The following is a 20,079-nucleotide window of genomic DNA, read 5'->3' on the forward strand; positions in this document are numbered from 1 at the left end:
GGCCCTACCGATCGGCCGCTGCACCGACCGCCCGCGGCAATCGGCCGGACCAACCGGCCGCCCCGGCCGCCGCTTCGACCGACCGGCCACCGACTGGTCGCGCCAACCGGCTGCGCCCGCCGTGCCGTGCCTGTGCGACCGCGTCCCGGCCGAGGTGATCCCGACATGATCGCCCTCGGCACGCCCTCGAGCGCGCCGGCGCCCGCCTGCCCCAACCGGCCGCGACCGCCAGGCCGTGCCCGTGCGACCGCGTGCCCGGCCGAGGTGACCCCGACATGACCGACTTCCTCAAAACCCGCACAGTCCGCCTGACCCCGCGGCCCGCGCTGGTCCTCACCGTCGCGAGCCTCCTCGGCGTGGCCATGTTCTGCTGGCCCCTGCTCGCCCACCCCCAGCCGACCGCGGCCGCGCACACCGCCGATGCCCCGTTCGTCTTCATGGCGACCCTGCCGGTGCTCATCCTCGTCGTCCTCGCCGAGCTGTCCCGGGGCGGCATCGACGCCAAAGCGCTCGCCCTCCTCGGCGTGCTCTCGGCCGTCAACGCCGGGCTTCGGCCGCTCAGCGCCGGAACCGGCGGCATCGAGCTGGTCTTCTTCCTGCTCGTGCTCGCCGGCCGCGTCTTCGGGCCCGGGTTCGGGTTCGTGCTCGGGTCGACGTCACTCTTCACGAGCGCGCTGCTCACCGCCGGGGTCGGGCCGTGGCTGCCGTTCCAAATGCTCGCGTCGTCACTGATCGGGCTCGGGGCCGGCCTGTTGCCGCGGAAACCGCGGGGCAAGACCGAGGTCGCCATGCTCGTCGGCTACGGCGTCTTCGCGGCCTACTTCTTCGGCATGCTGATGAGCCTGTGGTCGTGGCCGTTCCTCGCCGGGGACAGCACGCAGCTCGGCTTCGTGCCCGGCGCACCGCTCCTCGACAACCTTCGCCGGTTCGCGACCTACACCGTCCTGACGTCGACCCTCGGCTGGGACACCGGCCGCGCGATCACCAACGCGGTCGCCATCGTGCTGCTCGGGCCGGCCGTCCTGGCGGTGCTGAGACGCGCCGCCAGGCGGGCCGCCTTCGATGCGCCCGTGACCTTCGACCGCGGTCAGTTGTAGGAGTAGAAGCCCCGGCCGGTCTTCTTGCCGAGCAGGCCCGCGTCCACCATGCGCAGCAGCAGCGGCGGCGACGAGTACAGCGGCTCCTTGAACTCCGCGTACATCGAGTCCGCGATGGCCTTGATCGTGTCCAGTCCGATCAGGTCGGACAGGCGCAGCGGGCCCATCGGGTGGGCCGTGCCCAGCTCCATGCCGCGGTCGATGTCCTCGGCCGAGGCGAAGCCCGACTCGATCATCCGGATCGCCGAGAGCAGGTACGGCACCAGCAGCGAGTTCACGATGAACCCGGCGCGGTCCTGCGAGCGGATGACGGTCTTACCCAGCGCCGTCGTCGCGTGCTCCTCCGCGCGGCGGGCCGTCTCCTCGCTGGTCAGCAGCGAGGGCACCAGCTCCACCAGCGGCAGCACCGGCACCGGGTTGAAGAAGTGGATGCCGACCACCTGCTGCGGCCGGCTCGTCGCCATGCCCAGCTTCATGATCGGGATCGACGACGTGTTGGACGCGAACAGCGCGTCCTCGGCCTCGACGATCTTGTCCAGCTGGCGGAAGACGTCGACCTTCGCCTGCTCCTGCTCGAGGATCGCCTCGATGACCAGTTCGCGGTCGGCGAACTCGGCGATGTCCGTCGTGAACCGGAGCCTGCCGAGGGCCGCGTCGGCGTCCTCGGCCGAGAGCTTGCCGCTCTTGACGCCGCGTTGCAGCGACTTCTCGATGCGCGCCTTGCCCGCGTCGAGCGCCGGCTGGTTCACCTCGGTGATCACGACGTCCAACCCGGACCGCGCGTGCACCTCGGCGATGCCGGACCCCATGAGGCCCGCTCCGACGACTCCAACCCGACTTACCACCGGCTCACTCCTTCGTCCGCTTCGCCGACCCGCTTGCCCTGTTTGGACAGCATTGTGGGCAGCACGCAGCGCGCGAGGGCGGTCGCCGGGTGGTGCCCGGCTACGCCCTCGCGCGGTTACGCGTGCTCAACGACGGTACTCGTCGTACCCGTCGTCGTACGGGTCTTCATACCGGCTGTCGGCAGAGTCCTCGTGGTGGTTGTCACTGGAGGAGTTACTCGACAGCTCGCGCTGCAAAGCATCGAAGTCGGTCTCGTGCGAGCTGTACTTGAGCTCACGCGCCACCTTCGTCTGCTTGGCCTTAGCCCGGCCGCGCCCCATGGCTCGACCCCCTCGCACAGGGGCGGGGCGGCCGGGGGAATCGGCGGCCCCGCATCGTCTCGACAATTCTTTCCTGCTCACACCGTACCGTGTCCGGGGGGTTCGATGCGACGTGGCACGGTGTGCCGGTCGCGACAGTGTTCGCCGGACACCGGTTACCGGCCGGTCGGTGACGATCGGTGCAGGTAGACGTGCCACGATCTACTCGTGCTCCGTCCCTTCGTGGCTTACCTGCGGGTGTACGAACCCCTGCTCGCCCTGGGCGATCCGCCGGACGAACGGCTGCGTGCGGCCGTCGCGGCGGCCAAACTGCGGCGGACGGACGCGGGAGCGCGAGAGCAGGCCATGTGGCTCAAGTCACAGGTGGCCGCCCCGCGGCGGCTGCTGCCCGCCGAGCTCGCGGACGGCCGTCCGGCGCCGAGCCTGCTGACCGACGTCCTGGTCCTCGACCCCGCGGAAGTGCCCGGAGGCAAAGCCGAGCACGGGCCCCTCGTCTGCCCGCTGGAGCTGCGAGCCCGCTCGGCGGCGGCCCTGGTCACCTTCCTCGGCGACGCCCACCCGGCGCTGAAGAACGTCGTCCTCGACGAAGGCGGCTTCACCCAGGAGACGATCCGCGCCCGGACGAAGTCGGCGATGGCGGACCTGACGACGTCGGCGGCGCACACGTTGTCGACGACCTGGACGGTGCCGCTGCCGTGGTTCGTGCTGATCGAGCCGGAAGAGCGCCGGTTGGTCCTCGGCAACGGCCGAGCCGACCCCCAGCGAGAGCTGTCTTGGCGGGCCACCCTCGCCGACGCCCAGCACCGCGCCCGCGAGGCCGGCGAGCTGCTGGAGCAGACGTTCGGCGACTCCGGGCCAGGCCGGGTGCTGTTCGAGACGCGCCGCTGGCTGGACAACTTCCACGACGATTCCGTGATCGAGCTCGACTATGGCGGCCTGGTCCAGCTGTTCACCGACCCGGTCCTGGAGGCCGACAACACGGCCGACGAGGTCCACGACATCTTGGATGCCCTGCGCTCGGGCAACGTCGAAGAGCTGGCCGAGCTGTTCTCGGACTTGCGCGAGTTCTGGGGCGACGTGGCCGCCCGCGAGCGCGCCAACTAGTGGACAACCGGCCGGCCCGGGCGGCTGCCGGCCCGAAACTGTCGGTGCCCGCCGGTAGCGTGGAAAACGGGGGCTGCTCAACCACGAACCGCCGCGGACCTCGCTGAACGGCGGCCGCGACGATCGGCTGGTCCCAGCTGGGGCAGAGGGGGCGGCCGAGGGCTCCGGCGGCGCGATGGAGGCGGCCAGTGAGGTTCGGCGGCGCAGCGAAGGTGCCGCGGCGGAAGTGGCCGGCGGGTTCGGTGGTGCAGCCAGGGTGGGCGGCGGAAGCGTTCGGCGGCGGAGCGGCGGAAGCGGCTGGCGGATTCGGCGGTGCAGCCAGGGCGGGGCGGCGGGTAGCCGTCAGCGCAGTTCCGGCACCCGGATCTCGCCCACCGGCTGCCCTCCACCCAAGACCGTCGGGTGTGCCAGCTCCTCGAGGCCCGACACTTCCACCCCCAGATACCGCAGCGCCGCCACCGCCAGCGGTGCGCAGGCCCGCTTGGCCCCGTCGTCCATCTTGATCGCCACCGCGAAGCCGTCCGGCAACGCGAATGCCTGGACGCCCTCCGCGCCCGCCTTGGCGAGCAGACCCTCCACACCGGACATCAGCGCCGTGTCCTCGCGGCCCGTCCCCGCCACCAGCCACGGGTTCGCCCGCATCGCCGCAGCCACCTCCGCCGAAGGACCCTCCGAAGCCGCCGCTATCCGGCCGAACGCCCGCGCCAGACCCGTCAGGGAAAACGCGAACAACGGCGCTCCGCACCCGTCGACACCCGTGTGGGCGATCGGCTCACCCACCAGCGACGACACGACGTCAGCGAGGTGCTGCTGCAGCGGGTGGTCCGGCTCGGCATACCCCGGCACCGGCCAGCCCGCCCGGACGCACGTCGTCAGCATTGCCGTGTGCTTGCCCGAACAGTTCATCATCACCCGCCGGGGCTCGGCCGCGTCGCGCATGCTCGGCACGTGCAACGGGAAGTCCGGCGGGCACGCCAAGTCGGTCTCGCTCAGGCCCGCGGCCGAAAGCAGCTCCAGGACCCGCTTCACGTGCCCGGGCTCGCCCGAATGCGAGGCGCACGCCAGCGCCAGGTCCTCGCCCGTGAAATCCAGGCCCGCGCGCAGCATGCCGACCGCCTGCAGCGGCTTGTTCGACGACCTCGGGTACACCGGCGAGACCACGTCGCCCAGCGCCAGCCGGACCGCGCCCTCCGGGCCGGTGATCACCAACGCGCCACGGTGGACGCTTTCGACGAAACCCGACCGCACGACTTCGGCGAGCACCGGGTTGTTCACTCGCCGCGGCCGCCTTCGTTCTCCAGCAGCTCGTCCACTGTGGCTGATCCCTGCTGGTAGCGCTTCGCGATCTCCGCGTTCAGCGTGTCCATCACGCCCTGGACCTCACGCCGGAACGACGACACCGACAGCTCTTCGCGCGCGTACGTGTCCAAAGCGGAAGCGAGCTTCTCGTCCGACAGGGACTCGACGTCCGTCAGGTCCGTGTCGCCGATCAGGGCCTCCGCGTGCCGGCGGTGCTCGCCGGCGCGGGACGGCTCCAGCTGCTGGTGCCGGCCCGAGCCCGCCGCCGGGCCCAGTGCGTTGTCGGCCAGGATCGTCGCCAGCTGGTCGACGATGCTCGCTTCGCCGCCCGAGCTGCGCCGGGCCTGCTCCGCGCGCACGATGTCGATCCGGGCGTGCAGGAGACGGCGCAGGTAGGACAGGTCGGTCTCTTCCTGCGCGGCTTCGTCACGCCGCTCGCGCAGCACGTTCAGCGGCAGTTCACCCAGGCCGCTGAGGTACCCCGGGCCGAGCACGCGGTCGATCCGCCGCCTGCCACCGGGCCGCACTTCGATCACAGCGCAGTTTATCCCGGTTGAGCGTGATCTCGCTGTCAGGGGCTTTCGTTCAGCCACGGAGTTGCGCCGCCGCCGCACGGCCCGGCGCGGGCTGTTCCGCGGGCACCGAGTCGGGGTCGATCGCCGCCTGGACGAGGTTGTCCTCCGAGCCCGCCAGCAGCTCCGCGCCCACCGGTGTCGAGCGCTTGACCAGCGCCAACGCGATCGGGCCGAGCTCGTGGTGCTGGATGACCGTGCCGATCCGGCCGACCGTCCGGCCGTCGAGCAGCAGCGGGTCGCCGGTCTCCGGGGTGACCTCGGGAGAGCCGTCGAGGTGCAGCAGCAGCAGGTTCCGCGGCGGGCGTCCCACGTTGTGGACCTTCGACACCGTTTCCTGGCCGCGGTAGCAGCCCTTCGCCACGTGCGCGGCCGAGCCGACCCAGCCCACCTCGTGCGGGATCGTGCGGTCGTCGGTGTCGACGCCCAGCCGCGGCCGCACCGATTCGACGCGCAGCGCGTCGAACACCCAGCTGCCCGCCGCCCGCGCGCCCGCGTCGGTCAACCGCTGCCACCAGTCCGTCAGCGCCGCGCGCGGCACCGCCAGGTCGACGCTCCACCGGCCGGGCCACGGCATCCGGCGCGCGAACCCGCCGCCCGGCAGCGCGGCCACGGCGTATGGCTCCGGGCCGACCTCGGCGCCGACCGCGCTCAGCACGCGCTCGGCGTCCGGGCCGAGCACGGTGAGCAGCGCCAGTTCGCCCGTCGCGTCCCGGATGTCCACCTTGGACCAGAACTTCATCGCCTCGAGGTACTCGTGCAGCGTCTGGGGGCCGCCCTTGGGCAGCGCGCTCGTCACGTGCGCGCCGGCGTCGGTGTCGAGGTAGACCGTGCCGTCGAGGTGCGCCAGCACCATGTGCGTCTCGACCCGGCCCTGGCTGTCGAGGACCAGCGCCTCGGTGCCGGAGCCCTCGGCCAGGCCGGTCACGTGCTGGGAGATCACCAGGTGCAGCCAGGACAGCCGGTCTTCGCCGGTCACGGCGAGGAACTCGCGGTGCGACCGGTCGATCACGACCACGCTGCGCGAGGCCGTGCGCTGCTCCGCGAAGGGGTCTCCCCAGTGCCAGGGGACGCCGGCTTCGGGGTGGTCGTCGGGTGCGGGGATCGATCCGGGCACGTCCAGCAGCGGCGAGCGGTACGGCATACCGCCCAGCCTAGGTGAGTACGGTGTCGGCATGCGCGTGCTCGTCTTCCTCGACGGAACCCCGGCCGACCCCGATGCGGCCCAGATCAAGGTCGACGACCTCGGGCTGCTGCGCGGCGACGGCGTCTTCGAGACGATCCTCGTCGTCGACGGCCGGCCCCGCGAGCTCCGGCCGCACCTCGACCGGCTGGCCCGTTCGGCGGCCATGCTCGACCTCCCCGAGCCCGATCTCGCGGCCTGGGAGCGGGTCGTTTCGCTGGTGCTCGAAAGGTGGGCCGGTGGCCCCGAAATGGTGCTGAAACTGGTGTACACGAGGGGATCCGACGGCGACCCGGCCGCGGCGCCGACCGGTTTCGCGCTCGGTTCGGAGGTCGCCCCGGCGATTCTCAAGGCCCGCGCCGAAGGCGTCGCCGCGATCACCCTCGAACGCGGTTTCCCGCCGGATCTCGCCGAGCGCGCGCCCTGGTTGCTGCTCGGCGCGAAGCCGCTGTCGTACGCGATGAACATGGCCGCCGTGCGGGAGGCGGGCCGCCGCGGAGCCGAAGATGTGATTTTCACCGCGGCCGACGGATCGATCTTCGAAGGCCCGACGTCGACCGTCGTGCTGGCGAAGGGGCGGACGCTCTACACGCCGCCGTCGAGCATCGGGATCCTGCCGGGCACCACCCAGGCCGCGCTGTTCCGCGGCGCCGAGAAGGCGGGCTGGGCGGTCAAGGTGGAGCCGCTGACCGTGCGCGACCTCGTCGAGGGCGACGGCGTCTTCATGGCCTCCAGCGTCCGCAAGCTGACCCGGGTGCACACCCTCGACGGCGAGCGCCTGCGCGATTCCCAAGCGGTGTACGCCGAGCTCGTCGCGGCCTACGAAGGCGAATACGCCTGACCCTGGGTGATCCGGACGACGGCTGGGGCGACCTCTTCGGCGCGGTAGGCGGCGATCTTGTGGTGGCCGTCGATGATCAGCTCGCGTTCGCCGTCGGCCAGCACCACCGCGACCGGCCGGTGCCCGGTGCGGATGGCCGTCCGGTAGTAGCCGACGCGGGCCTCGTCCGACGGCGGCCAGGCGTCGGTCGGCGTGAGCAGCCGGTCTTCCGGCAGCCGCTCCGGGCCGCTGACCCGGTAGTCGCCGTCGACGAGCAGGTCGAGAACCGGCCCCAGCGTGGTGGCCAGCGGACGGCGCAGCTGCCCGGTGGCCAGCGCGATCCGCAGCGATTGCGGCAGGTCCGCCCGCGCCCGTGCGTTCACGTCGAGGAAACCCGCGCCACCGCTGATCGTCACCTGTTCCACGCTTATGAGGACGGGTGACGGCGCGACATGGTTCCGACCCCTACCCGGACGGGTGCACCGGGTGACCCGGGTCTCACCCGCGCGGCGGTACGCCTTGCTCAGGAAGGCCGGAACCGGATTCGGGTACCCGGCCGAGCCTGCGCGAGGGCGCTCAGCGCGGCCGTTTTCACGACGGCGGCGACCGGATAGCCGCCGGTCGTCGGGTGGTCGGCGAGGAACACCACCGGCAGCCCGCTCGGCGGCACCTGGATCGCGCCGGTGACGACGCCCTCGCTGGGCAGCTCGCCGTCGACGGCCCGCCGCAGCGGCGTCCCGTCCAGCCGCAGGCCGACGCGGTTCGACTCGGCCGTCACCGTCCAGCCCGCCGAGAGCCCGCCCGCCGGGTCGGCGAACCAGTCGTCGCGGGGGCCGAGCGTCACGGGCACCACGAGCTCACCAGGCGCCCGCACGGGTACGACGACGTCCGCGCCCGCGGGGATTCCCGGGGTGCCGAGCGGCAGCACGTCACCGCGGCTCAGCGGCGATGGCCCGATGCCGGACAGGACGTCCCGGGACCGGCTGCCCAGCACCGGCTCGACCGCGACCCCACCCGAGACGGCCAGGTAGCAACGCAGGCCTGCCGAAGGCGTCCCCAGCGTCAACGTCTGCCCGGCGCGAATGGCCAGGGGCGCGTGGGAGCCGGCCGGACGGCCGTCGATCCGGACGTCGACCGCCGGGCCGGTGACCGCCGCCGTCACCGCGGCCGTGAACCGCACGGAGAGGCCGCCGAACAGCGCCTCGATGCCCGCCGCGTCCTCGGCGTTGCCGACGAGCCGGTTCGCCAGCCGCAGCGACACCTGGTCGAGCGCTCCCGATGGCGCGACCCCGAGGTGGGCGTACCCGGGCCGGCCGAGGTCCTCGACCAGCGCGTACCGCCCGGGATCGAGCACCTCCAGGCTCCTCATCGGACGCTCCGGAAGCGCACGCGGTCCCCCGGCGCGAACAGCGCGGGCGGGTCCGCGTGCGGGTCGAACAGCGTCGCCGACGTGTGCCCGAGCAGCCGCCAGCCGCCCGGCGACTCGCGCGGGTAGACGCCGGTGAACTCGCCGGCGATCCCGACCGAACCGGCCGGGACGCGGGTGCGCGGCGTCTCCAGGCGTGGCTGCTGGAGCGGAGCCGGAAGCCCGGTCAGGTAGCCGAAGCCGGGCGCGAACCCGGTGAACGCGACCGTGTAGCCGGCTTCGGTGTGCATCGAGACCACGGCTTCGGGCGAAACCCCGGCGTCGGTGGCGATCAGAGCCAGGTCCTCGCCGTCGTAGCGGACGTCGAGGGTCACTTCGCGGGGCTCGCCCGCGGGCGGGTGCGTGAGATCGGCGGCTTCGAGCAGGGCCCGCACGGCCGCGACGCCGCCGACGACGAGCAGGCTGCGCGCGCCCGGCACGAGGTCGACGACCCCGGGTGGCCGGGCGGCGAGCACGGTCGCGTGGGCGGCCCGCAGCTGGTCCGGCGAGTCGCAGTCGAGCAGGGCGGCGTCCTCGCCGCACCGCCGCCAGCGCACGGCGTCAGCCGACGACGCGGTGCAGCAGCGCCGAAGTGTGCGGCTGCATCTCCTGGCCCACCATGGCCCGCTCCTCGACGTAGCCGAGGGAGCCTTCGATGAGGCCGTACAGGCGCTGGGCCGCGGTGACGTCCTTGGCCGTGGCCGTGCGGATCACCGCGTCGGTGCCGAGCTCCCAGGACGTCTGGTTGCGCGGCTTGCCGTAGTACAGCTCGACGATGCCGGTGTTGTGGGTGAGCAGCAGCTCGATCGTGTCGTCTTCCTGCGGCCGCCAGAACCCGGACTCGCGGGCGGCGGGCCGGATGACGTTGCCGTCTTCGTCCAGCAGCCACGCGCGGGACTCGTGGATCAGGAACGGCCGGCCGTCGTGGGAGATCGTCAGCTGCTGCGCGAACTTGTACGGGCCCTCGATGGTCGGGTAGTCGACCTCGCCCTCACCGCGCCAGACACCGACGAGCGGCAGCAGCGCGAGGCAGGCGTCGTTGAGGTTCGGCCCCTCGCGCAGGTTCGCGGTGTCGTTCGGAATGGGCAGGTCGTCCCACAGCGGGAGGTTGCGCGTGCGGGTGCTTTCCGCGCGCTTCTCCGCTGCCACGATGGCTTCGTCGCCGCTGGCGGTCATGGGTCAGCGCTGGTCCGCGTACAGCCGGTAGACGACGTACACGGCGAACCAGGTGATCGCGATGCCGGCGAGGACCAGCAGAGTCGTAAAGAAGGCTTCCACGCCCCGCAGAATAGTCCGCCCGGTCCGGAACGGCCCTGCGCAGGGTCGGCGCGGTGAGCACGGTCACCCGGCCGGAACGCGCGAAGGCCTCCCTGCCGGAGCGGGGAGGCCTTCGCGGGGTGAAGCGGAACTCAGGCGACCGAGATCGCCAGCTGGTGCAGGCCGGGGCCCTCGGCGGTGACCGAGGCTTCGCCGTTGCCGGAGCGGTGCAGCGCACGCACCGTCCACTCGCCCGGCGCCGCGTAGAAGCGGAAGTCGCCGTCGGCCGACGAGACGACCTCGCCGGTGAAGTCGCCGCCGCCGTCGAGGAGCCGGACGAACGCGCCGCCGACCGGCCCGTTCGCTCCGGTCACCTTGCCGGCGAGCACGACCTGCCCGCGCGTGTCGAAGTCCGCCGGCGTGGCCTCCTGGACCGGTGCGCCGCAGCTGTCGTCAACCGCCATCACTTGGCTCCCAACTCGACCGGCACGCCGACGAGCGAGCCGTATTCCGTCCATGAACCGTCGTAGTTCTTCACGTCCTCGTAGCCCAGCAGCTCGTGGAGCGCGAACCACGCGATCGACGAGCGCTCGCCGATGCGGCAGTAGGCGATGGTGCCCTTGCCCTCGTCGATGCCCTCGTCCTTGTACAGCTCCTTGATTTCTTCCTCGGTCTTGAAGGTGCCGTCCTCGTTGGCGACCTTCGCCCACGGCACGTTCAGCGCGCCGGGGATGTGGCCGGGAACCTGGGACTGCTCCTGCGGCAGGTGCGCCGGGGCGAGCAGCTTGCCGGAGAACTCGTCCGGCGAGCGCACGTCGACGAAGTTCTTCGACCCGATCGACTGGACGACCTCGTCGCGGAAGGCCCGCAGCGACAGGTCCTGGTCCTGCGCCTTGTAGTCAGTGGTGTCGCGCTTGACCTCGTCGGAGTTCAGCTCACGGCCGTCGAGCTCCCACTTCTTGCGGCCGCCGTCGAGCAGCTTGACCTTTTCGTGGCCGTACAGCTTGAAGTACCAGTACGCGTACGCCGCGAACCAGTTGTTGTTGCCGCCGTAGAGGATCACGAGGTCGTCGTTGGAGATGCCCTTCTCCGAGAGAAGCTTCTCGAAGCCCTCCTTGGAGACGAAGTCGCGGCGCACCCCGTCCTGCAGGTCCTTCCGCCAGTCGAACTTCACCGCGCCCCGGATGTGGCCGGCGTCGTAGGCGGTGGTGTCCTCGTCGACCTCGGCGAACACGACGCCGGGGGTGTCCAGGTTCTCCTCGGCCCACTGGGTGGTGACCAGGACGTCTTCACGGCTCATGGAACGGACTCTCTTTCTGGGGTTGAACTTTTCAGGACGCGCGGGCGGGGCTGAAGCGTTTGATGAGCAAGTACATTTCGCAGCCGAGGCAGAAGTCGAAGGCCGCGTTGAGGAAGGCCGCGAAGAGCGCGAACGCCGTCGCGACGATGCCGAGTGGAGTGATCCCCGCGGCGAAGCCGATCGTGCCGACCAGGGCGAACACGAACCCGACGGCCTGGGCGAACCGCAGCGGCGCCGCGTCCTCCCGCTCGGTCGTGGGACCGAGGCGCGGGGCGATCAAATAGCGGTACACCAGTGAATACGGCGCCGGCTTCAGGCCGACGAACGCGCCGATGGCGAAGACGACGGTCTGGATCGCCAGCAGCGGCCACCACTCGGTGACCAGCACGACCGCGAGCACGATCGTGGTCAGGATGGCGGCGAACCGCGGGCCTCGCGGGTCGACGGCCGGTCCGGCGGACATGGTGCCTCCAGCTGGAGCAAGGGGGCGTGCGAACGGCACGCGTCAGCGGCATCAGGGCTGGCGGGGACCGGATCGGGAAGTTCAGTGCCGGTCGGACTGAACGCGACACAGGCTGCTGCGGACGCGGCAGAGGTCGACTGCGCGCCGCTGCGTCAGGAAGAAGCTGGTCAGCCCGGTCACGGGTGCGAGGGTACCCAGCGCTCTCTCACGGTGGGAACCACGTTCATACCTTGGGACGATTCCCAGGATCCGGGAGAAATCCCGGTCAGGACGTCCGCGTTGTGAGATGCGGCCGCAGGGCGGCCAGCAGCTCGGGGCCCTTGGGGACGCCGCCGACGCGCAGGAGCTCCCGGCCGTCCGGGGTCAGCGCGATCGTGGTCGGCGTCCGCAGCACGGACAGCGACTGCGCGACCTCGGGCTGGTTCGTGACGTCGAGTTCGACGTGGTGCAGGCCGTCGGTCCGCTCGGCCAGCGGCGCGAGCACGGCCTTCGCGTGCCGGCAGGGCGCGCAGAAGGTGGTGGAGATCTGGACCAGCGTCACGGCGGACGCCGGGTCGAGCACGTCGGTGACGGGGGCGGGCAGCTCGCGAGCGGCCGGCTTGGCGTCCCGCACGCGGCCGTTGCGGGCCTTGAGCAGCCCGCCGACGGCTGCGGCGGCCACCAGCGTCGCCACGAGCACCCACAGCCCCGTCACCGCACGCTCCCTACTTGCTCAGGTCCGCGAACGACACGTTCGCCGCCTTGCCCTTGATCGTCACCGATCCGCTCTGCACCCGCACGCCGGTCGGGGTGACCGACAGCGGCAGGTCCTTCGTGCTGATCGAGGCGTTGAAGTTCGGCATCAGCGCCTTCTGCACCGCGGCCGGGACCACGGTGGTCTCCTGGTCGTTGCCGAACTGCAGCCGCTTGGGGAGGAAGTTGATCGTCCCCTTGGCGGCGTCCGCCTCGATCATCGCGAAACAGAAGATTTCCAGATCCTTGCCCGCGAACTGAAGGTGTCCCGAAATGCGGACACCGGTGCGCGACTCGTCCTGCTCGGCCTGGCCCTCGGTGGTCTTCGTCGTGGTCGGCGCCGGCTCGCTCTGCCCGGCGTCGCCGTTCTCGACGTACTCGGTGGTCGACGGCTCGATCCGCAGTTCCTTGATCTTGTCCAGCGGCGAGAGACGGGCCAGGTCGGCGGCCTTGATGGTGACCGAGCCGGTCAGCTGGCCGATGGTGATCGCCTTCGTGTTGCCGTTCGTGAGGTCTGACAGCGGCGCCTTGACGTCCTCGAGCTCGGCGTTCACCGCGACGTCCTGGAGCTTGTCCGCGACCGGGACGCCGGCGGCGGACACGCTGATGTGACTGTAGTCACCACCGAGCGCCTGCGTGAGGAACGGGAAGCCGTGGATCGTCACCGACGGGTCGTCGCTCAGCTGCAGCTGCGTGCGCGCCTTCTGCGAAATCATGTGCTCGGCGAACGCCGCGGCCCCGAAATCGGCGCCGACCAGCAGCAGGACCAGGACGATCAGTGCGATCACCCAGCGCCGGGCCCGGCGGCCGCGGCGTCGTGCGTCGGGCCTCGGTGCGGGTCGGTCGTCCCGGGTCACGGGCCTGCTCACCATCGCGTCCGTACTCCTGTTCGTCGGGGACACCGGGATTCCTCCAGGTGTGATCGATCCAGCAAGGGTTAGGTGCCCGGCCGTTCAGCCGCTATTCTCACTTAGCACCGACCAACGCCGCTGTGCGGCGACGACGCGAAGGCGGTGCGGCTGATGAGCCTGGACCTTCTGGTACTGACTGCGGAGGCCGACGCCACCTCGGTGCTTCCCGCGCTGGACCTGCTGCCGCACACCGTACGCGTCCGCGCTCCCGAGGTGACGGCCCTGCTCGACGCGGGCCACCGTGACGTGATCCTCCTCGACGCCCGCAGCGACTTGGCCTCGGCGAAGAGCCTCTGCCGCCTGCTCAAGGGCACCGGCGAGGAGGAGGCGGCCACCCCGATCATCGCGGTCGTCGGCGAGGGCGGGCTCGTCGCCGTCAGCGCCGAGTGGCGCACCGACGACATCCTGCTGCCCACCGCGGGCCCGGCCGAGGTCGACGCCCGGCTGCGCCTGGTGACGACCCGCGACGGCGGTTCCGCCCAGGTCGACGCCGAGCTGCGGGTCGGCGAGCTGGTGATCGACGAGGCGACCTACACCGCGCGCCTGCGCAAGCGCACCCTCGAGCTCACCTACAAGGAGTTCGAGCTGCTCAAGTACCTCGCGCAGCACGCCGGCCGGGTGTTCACCCGCGCCCAGCTGCTGCAGGAGGTCTGGGGCTACGACTTCTTCGGTGGCACGCGCACGGTCGACGTCCACGTGCGGCGGCTGCGCGCCAAGCTCGGCCCCGAGCACGAGCAGATGATCGGCACCGTGCGCAACGTCGGTTACAAGTTCGAGCGGCCGGCCAAGAGCGGCGGCCCGCGGCCGGGCGTCCCGGCCCAGGCCGAAGCGCCCGCCGAGACCCCCGAACTCGCTCACTGACGACGTCCCCACGTTCACCTGGACGCGGTGACAACCGTCGCGTTGCCTCGGCCGCGGGTACGGTCGCAGGGGTGACCGGAGAGTGGCGGCAGGAACTGGACGAAAAGCAGCTCGAGGACGTGCGCGGGCTGCTGCTGGCCGTGCGGGAGGCCGACGGGCGGCCCGAGGTCGCGCCGGAGGGCCCGCTGCCCGGCGAGTTCGACGGCGGTGAGCACCTCGTCGCCTGCGTCGAGGGCGAAGTCGTCGGCTACGCGCACCTCGACACCACCGGCGACTCCTTCGGCCACCAGGTCGCCGAGCTGTTCGTGCACCCCGCCCACCGCGACCGCGGTTACGGCGCGAAGCTGCTTCAGGCGCTCGACGAGCGAGCCGCGGTCGGCTTCCGCGTCTGGGCCCACGGCGATCACCCGGCCGCGCGGAAACTGGCGGTGAAGACCGGCCTGGAGCGCAAACGCGAGCTGCTGATCCTGCACGTCGACGTCGAAGGCGCGGACTGGCCGGAGCCGATCCTGCGCGACGGCGTCTCGCTGCGGACGTTCGTACCGGGCCAGGACGAGGACGCCGTGGTCCGGGTCAACGCCCGGGCCTTCGACTGGCACCCCGAGCAGGGCGCGCTGACCGCCGACGACGTCCGCGCCGACGAAGCCCGGCCCTGGTTCGACGCCGACGGCTTCTTCCTCGCCGAAGAAAACGGCGAGGTCATCGGCTTCCACTGGACGAAGGTGCACGAGCCGACGCCCGGCCGGTTCGGCGGCGAGCGCGTCGGCGAGGTGTACGTCGTCGGCGTCGACCCGGCCGCGCAGGGCGGCGGGCTCGGGCGGGCGCTCACCCTGGCGGGGCTGCGGTACCTCGCGGACCGGGGGCTGCGGCAGATCATCCTGTACGTCGAAGGCGACAACGCGCCGGCGTTGGCGGTCTACACCAAGCTCGGGTTCGCGCGGTACGAGACAGACGTCCAATACGGACGGTGACCGTTACCAACGGCGGGCCAACAATCCGTCACAGTGTGCGAACGCCCAGGTCACGGGCGGGACACGGCACTCTTTCGGGCTAGTAGCCCTGCTCACACCCGGCACCTTGTTCACTTTCCGTTCATCTGGAGAGGGGCGCCCGTCCACCGTGGCTGCCTAATGTCCGGATCCGGCGCGGCAGCACGCCGCGACGACCCGGTCAAGCTCCTGATGGAGGAAACAGCAGTGAAGATCATGCGGCCCCTGAGCGCGGTCGGCATCGTGGCGAGCGCCGCTCTCGTGCTCGCCGCCTGTGGCACCGACCCCGCGGCGTCCAACAGCAGCGGCTCGAGCTCCGCTGCTGCCCCCGCCGCGACGGAGACGGCCGACGTCCAGTGCGGTGGCAAGAGCCCGCTGTCCGCGGAAGGTTCGTCGGCGCAGAAGAACGCGATCGACATCTTCACGCAGCAGTACGGCAAGAAGTGCTCGGGCCAGCAGGTCAACTACAACCCGAGCGGCTCGGGCGCGGGCGTCAAGCAGTTCAACGCCAACCAGATCGACTTCGGCGGGTCGGACTCCCCGATCAAGGACGCCGACGCCGAGGCGGCCAAGAAGCGCTGCGCCAGCGACGCCTGGAACATCCCGCTGGTCGTCGGCCCGATCGCGGTCGCCTACAAGCTGTCCGGTGTGGACAAGCTGGTGCTGACCCCGTCGGTGACCGCCAAGATCTTCAGCGGCGCCATCACCAAGTGGAACGACCCGGCCATCAAGGCCGTCAAGGGCAACGAGAGCCTGAACCTGCCGGACAAGGCCATCCAGGTCGTCTCGCGCGCCGACGAGTCGGGCACCACCGACAACTTCCAGAAGTACCTGGGTGCCGCGGCGAAGGCCGACTGGACCAAGGGTGCCGGCAAGAAGTTCAACGGTGGCGTCGGCAACGGTGCGCAGGGCTCCAACGGTGTCGCGACCGCGGTGAAGGCCTCCGACGGCGGCATCACCTACGTCGAGGGCGCGTTCGCCAAGGACGGCCTGACCCCGGCCCTGATCGACAGCGGCTCCGGCGGCGTCGAGCTCAACGCGGCGAACGTGGCCAAGTCCCTCGACGCGGCGAAGTTCCTCAAGGACGGCTCCAATGACCTCGCGCTCGACCTCAACGGCATCTACGCCAGCAACACCCCGGGTGCGTACCCGCTGCTGCTGACGACCTACGAGATCGTCTGCTCGAAGTACGCGGACCCGAACGTCGCGAAGGCCGTCAAGGCGTTCCTGACGGTGGCGGCCACCGACGGTCAGCAGCCGCTGTCGTCGAAGGGCTACGTGCCGATCCCGCAGTCGCTGCAGACCAAGGTCCTGGCCGCGGTCAAGGCCATCTCCTGACCTGTTGCGACTGACATCCGAGTGATAGAGGCTGGTCAGAAGTAGCTGATGAGCGAGTCATCCTCGACGCGAACGCCCACCGGCGACCCCGGTGGGCGTTCGTCGTCCGTCACGACGCCCCCGGAGGTCCCGATTTCGGAGCAAGCAGCCCCGCCGGCGGACAAGCAGCCGCCCGCGGCCGAGAAACCGAAGAAGGTGCGGCCCGGTGACCGCATCTTCCAGAACCTGACCACCGGGGCCGGGATCTTCGTCGTCGCCCTGATCGGCCTGATCGGGCTCTTCCTGCTCATCCAGGCCATCCCGGCGCTGCAGGCCAACAAGGCCAGCTTCCTGACCAACCACGGCTGGTCGACCAACGACCCGGCGAACATGTCGTTCGGCATCCTCGACCTGCTCGAGGTGACCGTCGCGACGTCGCTCGTGGCGCTGATCATCGCGATGCCGGTCTCGCTGGGCATCGCGCTGTTCCTGACGCAGTACGCGCCGCCGCGGCTCGCCCGGCCGTTCGCCTACATCATCGACCTGCTCGCCGCGGTGCCGTCGATCATCTTCGGCCTGTGGGGCATCCTCGTGTTCGCCCCGGCGATCGAGCCGTTCTCACAGTGGGTCAACGACACGTTCTCGTGGTTCCCGCTGCTGGCGCCCGGCAACGTCGCGCCGAGCGTGCGCGGCACGATCTTCACCGCCGGCATCGTGCTGGCCGTGATGATCCTGCCGATCATCACCTCGCTCTCGCGCGAGGTGTTCGAGCGGACGCCGACCCCGCACATCGAGGGCGCGCTGGCGCTCGGCGCGACGCGCTGGGAGGTCATCCGCACGACGGTGCTGCCGTTCGGCAAGGCGGGCTACGTCGGCGCGTCCATGCTCGGCCTCGGCCGCGCGCTGGGCGAGACGATCGCGCTGGCCGTCATCCTGCTCATCCCGCAGGGCAAGAACTTCGACTGGAGCCTCTTCGACGGCGGCGCCACGTTCGCGTCGAAGATCGCGGCGAACTACAGCGAGTTCAACAACGAGGTCTCGGCCGGCGCTTACATCGCGGCCGGCCTGGTGCTGTTCGTGCTCACCTTCGTCGTGAACTTCGCCGCACGCTCCATCATCGGCGACAAGAAGGGGGACTGAGCATGTCCACCTCGACGCTCGAAGCACCCGCTTCGACCCCCGCTTTCCAGCAGGTCAGCCTGGCCCGCAAGGTCAAGAACGGACTGGCGACCACGCTGGTCTGGCTGTCGTTCCTGATCGCCGTCGTCCCGCTGGTGTGGGTGCTCTACACGGTGATCGTCGACGGCATCAAGCGGATCCCCTACAGCAACTGGTGGACCGAAGACTTCGGTGACGTCCTGTCCGACGAGGTCGGCGGTGGCGTGCTGCACGCCATCATCGGCACCCTGCTGCAGGGCCTGGTGTGCGCGATCATCGCCGTGCCGATCGGCATGCTGGTGGCGATCTACCTCGTCGAGTACGGCCGCAACGGCAAGCTCGCCAAGGCGACCACCTTCATGGTCGACATCCTCTCCGGTGTCCCGTCCATCGTGGCGGCGCTGTTCATCTACGCGCTGTGGATCACCACGTTCGGCCTGCCGCGCAGCGGTTTCGCGGTATCGCTGGCCCTGGTGCTGCTGATGATCCCGGTCGTCGTCCGGTCGTCTGAGGAGATGCTGCGGATCGTCCCGGACGACCTGCGTGAGGCCTCCTACGCGCTCGGCGTGCCGAAGTGGAAGACGATCATGAAGATCGTGCTGCCGACGGCACTGTCCGGCATCATCGGCGGCATCATGATGGCGCTGGCCCGCGTCATGGGTGAGACGGCGCCGCTGCTGGTCCTGGTCGGCTACTCGGCCTACACGAACTGGGACATCTTCAGCGGCGAGCAGGCCGCGCTGCCGCTGCTGATGAACAACGAGCGCGTCAGCAACCCGATGGACCCGGGCTCGGTCGGCTTCGACCGGATCTGGGGCGCGGCCCTGACCCTCGTGCTCATCATCGCGATCATCAACCTCCTCGCCACCGTGTTCGCGCGCCTCGTCGCCCCGAAGAAGAAGTGAGCTGTTCCTGATGGCCAAGCGAATCGACGTCAAGGACGTGGACATCTACTACGGCAAGTTCCACGCCGTGGACGGCGTCACCCTGTCGGTGCCGCCGCGCAACGTCACCGCGTTCATCGGCCCGTCGGGCTGTGGCAAGTCGACGGTGCTGCGCACGCTCAACCGCATGCACGAGGTGATCCCGGGTGCCCGCGTGGACGGCCAGGTGCTGCTCGACGGCGAGGACATCTACGCCTCGGCGGTCGACCCGGTCCAGGTGCGCCGCACGATCGGCATGGTCTTCCAGCGCCCCAACCCGTTCCCGACGATGTCCATCAAGGACAACGTCGTCGCGGGCTTGAAGCTGGGCGGCACCAAGGGCAAGAAGACCCTCGACGACATCGCCGAGCGCGCCCTGCGCGGCGCGAACCTGTGGAACGAGGTCAAGGACCGCCTGAACAAGCCGGGCGGCGGTCTGTCGGGCGGTCAGCAGCAGCGGCTCTGCATCGCCCGCGCGATCGCGGTCCAGCCGGACGTGCTGCTGATGGACGAGCCCTGCTCGGCCCTGGACCCGATCTCCACGCTGGCGATCGAGGACCTGATCGGCGAGCTGAAGAAGGACTACACGATCGTCATCGTGACGCACAACATGCAGCAGGCGGCCCGGGTTTCCGACCAGACGGCGTTCTTCAACCTCGCCGGGGTCGGCCAGCCGGGCCGGCTGGTGGAGCTGAACGACACGGAGAAGATCTTCTCCAACCCGGACGAAAAGGCCACGGAAGACTACATTTCCGGCCGGTTCGGCTGAGTCCACAAGGGAATTGAAAACGCCCCCGGTCGCGACCGGGGGCGTTTTCGCTTGGCGTGGCTCAGATGTCGTCGTCGGTGCCGTAGCCCGGCATCTTGCCGGTGACCACGAAGATCATCCGCTTCGCGACCGACACCGCGTGGTCGGCGTAGCGCTCGTAGAACCGGCCCAGCAGCGTCACGTCGACGGCGGAGGCGACGCCGTACGGCCATTCGCGGTCCATGATGACGGTGAACAGGTGGCGGTGGATGTCGTCCACCTGGTCGTCCTCGGACTCGATGGTCTTCGCCGCTTCGACGTCCTTGGAGTGGATGACCTGCTCGACCTGGCGGGCCAACTTGACCGCGACCTCGCCCATCTCGGCGAAGTACGGGCGGACGGAGTCCGGCAGCACCGGCTCCGGGTGGCGGCGCCGCGCGGCCTTGGCCACGTGCAGCGCCAGGTCGCCCATGCGCTCCAGGCTCTCCGCGGCGTGGATCGCCGCGAGCACCGTGCGCAGATCGGTCGCCACGGGCGCCTGGAGGGCCAGCAGGGCGTACGCCTGCTCCTCGCACTGGGCGCGGGCGTCGTCGACCTTCGAGTCGTCGCTGATCACCTGCTCGGCGAGACTGAGGTCGGCCTCCAGGAGGGCGCGCGTGGCGCGCTCCATGGCGTCGGCGACCTGGACGGACATCGCGGCCAGGTGGTCGGCGAGCTGTTCGAGTTCGACATGGTAAGCCTCACGCATGGGCCAACCCTACGGCCAAGGGTGGC

Annotated in this window: 25 protein-coding genes; 9 read left to right on the forward strand and 16 right to left on the reverse strand. The window is 70.6% G+C overall.

Annotated elements, in window-relative coordinates:
- Positions 1 to 275: 275 nt before the first annotated feature.
- Positions 276 to 1,097, forward strand: coding sequence for an ECF transporter S component (locus ACWDN5_RS12335; RefSeq protein WP_449676299.1), 822 nt, complete (start codon positions 276 to 278; stop codon positions 1,095 to 1,097).
- On the opposite strand, the gene ACWDN5_RS12340 is transcribed toward ACWDN5_RS12335, so the two are convergent.
- Positions 1,088 to 1,942: a 3-hydroxybutyryl-CoA dehydrogenase gene (locus ACWDN5_RS12340; RefSeq protein WP_310969453.1), complete on the reverse strand. Its 855-nt coding sequence runs from the start codon at positions 1,940 to 1,942 to the stop codon at positions 1,088 to 1,090. The two genes, ACWDN5_RS12335 and ACWDN5_RS12340, sit on opposite strands and share 10 nt — an antisense overlap.
- Positions 1,943 to 2,068: 126 nt before the next feature.
- Positions 2,069 to 2,263, reverse strand: a complete 195-nt coding sequence (locus ACWDN5_RS12345) for a DUF3073 domain-containing protein (RefSeq protein ID WP_091319261.1) — start codon at positions 2,261 to 2,263, stop codon at positions 2,069 to 2,071.
- Between the two features lie 207 nt (positions 2,264 to 2,470).
- Here ACWDN5_RS12345 and ACWDN5_RS12350 point away from each other — a divergent pair, with 207 nt between their 5' ends.
- The gene (locus ACWDN5_RS12350) at positions 2,471 to 3,367 is read left to right on the forward strand and encodes a hypothetical protein (protein WP_310969452.1); all 897 of its coding nucleotides are present in this window, start codon (positions 2,471 to 2,473) and stop codon (positions 3,365 to 3,367) included.
- 342 nt (positions 3,368 to 3,709) lie between these two features.
- Here the strand turns inward: ACWDN5_RS12350 and ACWDN5_RS12355 are convergent, their stop codons facing one another.
- From ACWDN5_RS12355 to ygfZ, 3 genes are read right to left on the reverse strand one after another with little or no spacing between them, the layout of a single operon-like run.
- Positions 3,710 to 4,642, reverse strand: a complete 933-nt coding sequence (locus ACWDN5_RS12355) for an asparaginase (protein WP_449676300.1) — start codon at positions 4,640 to 4,642, stop codon at positions 3,710 to 3,712.
- Entirely contained in the window at positions 4,639 to 5,202 is a 564-nt protein-coding gene (locus tag ACWDN5_RS12360) for an RsiG family protein (RefSeq protein ID WP_310969450.1), read from the reverse strand. The genes ACWDN5_RS12355 and ACWDN5_RS12360 overlap by 4 nt, the downstream gene beginning before the upstream one ends.
- A gap of 49 nt (positions 5,203 to 5,251) precedes the next feature.
- Entirely contained in the window at positions 5,252 to 6,382 is a 1,131-nt protein-coding gene (ygfZ, locus tag ACWDN5_RS12365; RefSeq protein WP_310969449.1) for a CAF17-like 4Fe-4S cluster assembly/insertion protein YgfZ, read from the reverse strand.
- A gap of 31 nt (positions 6,383 to 6,413) precedes the next feature.
- Between ygfZ and ACWDN5_RS12370 the strand changes: the two genes are divergently transcribed.
- Complete coding sequence (locus tag ACWDN5_RS12370) at positions 6,414 to 7,262, forward strand: aminodeoxychorismate lyase (RefSeq protein WP_449676301.1); 849 nt, start codon at positions 6,414 to 6,416, stop codon at positions 7,260 to 7,262.
- On the opposite strand, the gene ACWDN5_RS12375 is transcribed toward ACWDN5_RS12370, so the two are convergent.
- The 10 genes from ACWDN5_RS12375 to ACWDN5_RS12420 form a co-directional block, all read right to left on the reverse strand.
- A complete protein-coding gene (locus ACWDN5_RS12375) occupies positions 7,241 to 7,666 on the reverse strand; it encodes a hypothetical protein (protein ID WP_449676302.1) in 426 nt (141 codons plus the stop codon). The two genes, ACWDN5_RS12370 and ACWDN5_RS12375, sit on opposite strands and share 22 nt — an antisense overlap.
- Positions 7,667 to 7,764: 98 nt before the next feature.
- Positions 7,765 to 8,610 carry a 5-oxoprolinase subunit C family protein gene (locus ACWDN5_RS12380; protein ID WP_449676303.1) on the reverse strand — a complete coding sequence of 282 codons (846 nt, stop codon included), beginning with the start codon at positions 8,608 to 8,610 and terminating at the stop codon, positions 7,765 to 7,767.
- Positions 8,607 to 9,203, reverse strand: coding sequence for a 5-oxoprolinase subunit B family protein (locus ACWDN5_RS12385; protein WP_449676304.1), 597 nt, complete (start codon positions 9,201 to 9,203; stop codon positions 8,607 to 8,609). Before ACWDN5_RS12385 ends, ACWDN5_RS12380 begins: the two co-directional genes overlap by 4 nt.
- Before the next feature lie 4 nt (positions 9,204 to 9,207).
- Positions 9,208 to 9,822, reverse strand: a complete 615-nt coding sequence (locus ACWDN5_RS12390) for an FABP family protein (RefSeq protein ID WP_310969445.1) — start codon at positions 9,820 to 9,822, stop codon at positions 9,208 to 9,210.
- Positions 9,823 to 10,055: 233 nt separating this feature from the next.
- Complete coding sequence (locus ACWDN5_RS12395) at positions 10,056 to 10,367, reverse strand: DUF1416 domain-containing protein (protein WP_310969444.1); 312 nt, start codon at positions 10,365 to 10,367, stop codon at positions 10,056 to 10,058.
- A complete protein-coding gene (locus ACWDN5_RS12400) occupies positions 10,367 to 11,203 on the reverse strand; it encodes a sulfurtransferase (protein WP_449662393.1) in 837 nt (278 codons plus the stop codon). Before ACWDN5_RS12400 ends, ACWDN5_RS12395 begins: the two co-directional genes overlap by 1 nt.
- Positions 11,204 to 11,234: 31 nt before the next feature.
- Positions 11,235 to 11,666, reverse strand: coding sequence for a DUF4395 domain-containing protein (locus tag ACWDN5_RS12405; protein ID WP_449676305.1), 432 nt, complete (start codon positions 11,664 to 11,666; stop codon positions 11,235 to 11,237).
- 81 nt (positions 11,667 to 11,747) lie between these two features.
- Entirely contained in the window at positions 11,748 to 11,846 is a 99-nt protein-coding gene (locus tag ACWDN5_RS12410) for a putative leader peptide (RefSeq protein WP_310969441.1), read from the reverse strand.
- A gap of 85 nt (positions 11,847 to 11,931) precedes the next feature.
- On the reverse strand, positions 11,932 to 12,360 hold the full coding sequence (locus ACWDN5_RS12415) for a TlpA family protein disulfide reductase (protein ID WP_449676306.1): 429 nt from the start codon (positions 12,358 to 12,360) through the stop codon (positions 11,932 to 11,934).
- 10 nt (positions 12,361 to 12,370) lie between these two features.
- The gene (locus tag ACWDN5_RS12420; protein ID WP_449676307.1) at positions 12,371 to 13,270 is read right to left on the reverse strand and encodes an LmeA family phospholipid-binding protein; all 900 of its coding nucleotides are present in this window, start codon (positions 13,268 to 13,270) and stop codon (positions 12,371 to 12,373) included.
- A gap of 150 nt (positions 13,271 to 13,420) precedes the next feature.
- Here ACWDN5_RS12420 and ACWDN5_RS12425 point away from each other — a divergent pair, with 150 nt between their 5' ends.
- From ACWDN5_RS12425 to pstB, 6 genes are all read left to right on the forward strand, one after another.
- Entirely contained in the window at positions 13,421 to 14,170 is a 750-nt protein-coding gene (locus tag ACWDN5_RS12425; protein WP_310969438.1) for a response regulator transcription factor, read from the forward strand.
- Between the two features lie 71 nt (positions 14,171 to 14,241).
- The gene (mshD, locus tag ACWDN5_RS12430; RefSeq protein ID WP_310969437.1) at positions 14,242 to 15,141 is read left to right on the forward strand and encodes a mycothiol synthase; all 900 of its coding nucleotides are present in this window, start codon (positions 14,242 to 14,244) and stop codon (positions 15,139 to 15,141) included.
- 225 nt (positions 15,142 to 15,366) lie between these two features.
- Positions 15,367 to 16,497, forward strand: coding sequence for a phosphate ABC transporter substrate-binding protein PstS (gene pstS, locus ACWDN5_RS12435; RefSeq protein WP_310969687.1), 1,131 nt, complete (start codon positions 15,367 to 15,369; stop codon positions 16,495 to 16,497).
- Positions 16,498 to 16,692: 195 nt separating this feature from the next.
- Complete coding sequence (pstC, locus tag ACWDN5_RS12440; protein WP_449676380.1) at positions 16,693 to 17,616, forward strand: phosphate ABC transporter permease subunit PstC; 924 nt, start codon at positions 16,693 to 16,695, stop codon at positions 17,614 to 17,616.
- Between the two features lie 2 nt (positions 17,617 to 17,618).
- Positions 17,619 to 18,539, forward strand: coding sequence for a phosphate ABC transporter permease PstA (pstA, locus tag ACWDN5_RS12445; protein WP_310969436.1), 921 nt, complete (start codon positions 17,619 to 17,621; stop codon positions 18,537 to 18,539).
- 10 nt (positions 18,540 to 18,549) lie between these two features.
- Positions 18,550 to 19,326 carry a phosphate ABC transporter ATP-binding protein PstB gene (gene pstB / locus ACWDN5_RS12450; protein WP_086862623.1) on the forward strand — a complete coding sequence of 259 codons (777 nt, stop codon included), beginning with the start codon at positions 18,550 to 18,552 and terminating at the stop codon, positions 19,324 to 19,326.
- Between the two features lie 61 nt (positions 19,327 to 19,387).
- On the opposite strand, the gene phoU is transcribed toward pstB, so the two are convergent.
- Positions 19,388 to 20,053, reverse strand: coding sequence for a phosphate signaling complex protein PhoU (gene phoU, locus ACWDN5_RS12455; RefSeq protein WP_310969434.1), 666 nt, complete (start codon positions 20,051 to 20,053; stop codon positions 19,388 to 19,390).
- Positions 20,054 to 20,079: the final 26 nt, after the last annotated feature.

The organism is Amycolatopsis sp. NPDC003731, from assembly GCF_053586895.1.

What these genes read in the sequence shown, in the direction of transcription:
- ACWDN5_RS12335 (WP_449676299.1), top strand. Translation starts at nt 276, where the DNA reads ATGACCGACTTCCTCAAAACCCGCACAGTCCGCCTGACCCCGCGGCCC.
- ACWDN5_RS12345 (WP_091319261.1), bottom strand. Translation starts at nt 2,263, where the DNA reads ATGGGGCGCGGCCGGGCTAAGGCCAAGCAGACGAAGGTGGCGCGTGAG.
- ygfZ (WP_310969449.1), bottom strand. Translation starts at nt 6,382, where the DNA reads ATGCCGTACCGCTCGCCGCTGCTGGACGTGCCCGGATCGATCCCCGCA.
- ACWDN5_RS12370 (WP_449676301.1), top strand. Translation starts at nt 6,414, where the DNA reads ATGCGCGTGCTCGTCTTCCTCGACGGAACCCCGGCCGACCCCGATGCG.
- ACWDN5_RS12380 (WP_449676303.1), bottom strand. Translation starts at nt 8,610, where the DNA reads ATGAGGAGCCTGGAGGTGCTCGATCCCGGGCGGTACGCGCTGGTCGAG.
- ACWDN5_RS12390 (WP_310969445.1), bottom strand. Translation starts at nt 9,822, where the DNA reads ATGACCGCCAGCGGCGACGAAGCCATCGTGGCAGCGGAGAAGCGCGCG.
- ACWDN5_RS12395 (WP_310969444.1), bottom strand. Translation starts at nt 10,367, where the DNA reads ATGGCGGTTGACGACAGCTGCGGCGCACCGGTCCAGGAGGCCACGCCG.
- ACWDN5_RS12400 (WP_449662393.1), bottom strand. Translation starts at nt 11,203, where the DNA reads ATGAGCCGTGAAGACGTCCTGGTCACCACCCAGTGGGCCGAGGAGAAC.
- ACWDN5_RS12405 (WP_449676305.1), bottom strand. Translation starts at nt 11,666, where the DNA reads ATGTCCGCCGGACCGGCCGTCGACCCGCGAGGCCCGCGGTTCGCCGCC.
- ACWDN5_RS12420 (WP_449676307.1), bottom strand. Translation starts at nt 13,270, where the DNA reads ATGGTGAGCAGGCCCGTGACCCGGGACGACCGACCCGCACCGAGGCCC.
- ACWDN5_RS12425 (WP_310969438.1), top strand. Translation starts at nt 13,421, where the DNA reads ATGAGCCTGGACCTTCTGGTACTGACTGCGGAGGCCGACGCCACCTCG.
- pstA (WP_310969436.1), top strand. Translation starts at nt 17,619, where the DNA reads ATGTCCACCTCGACGCTCGAAGCACCCGCTTCGACCCCCGCTTTCCAG.
- pstB (WP_086862623.1), top strand. Translation starts at nt 18,550, where the DNA reads ATGGCCAAGCGAATCGACGTCAAGGACGTGGACATCTACTACGGCAAG.
- phoU (WP_310969434.1), bottom strand. Translation starts at nt 20,053, where the DNA reads ATGCGTGAGGCTTACCATGTCGAACTCGAACAGCTCGCCGACCACCTG.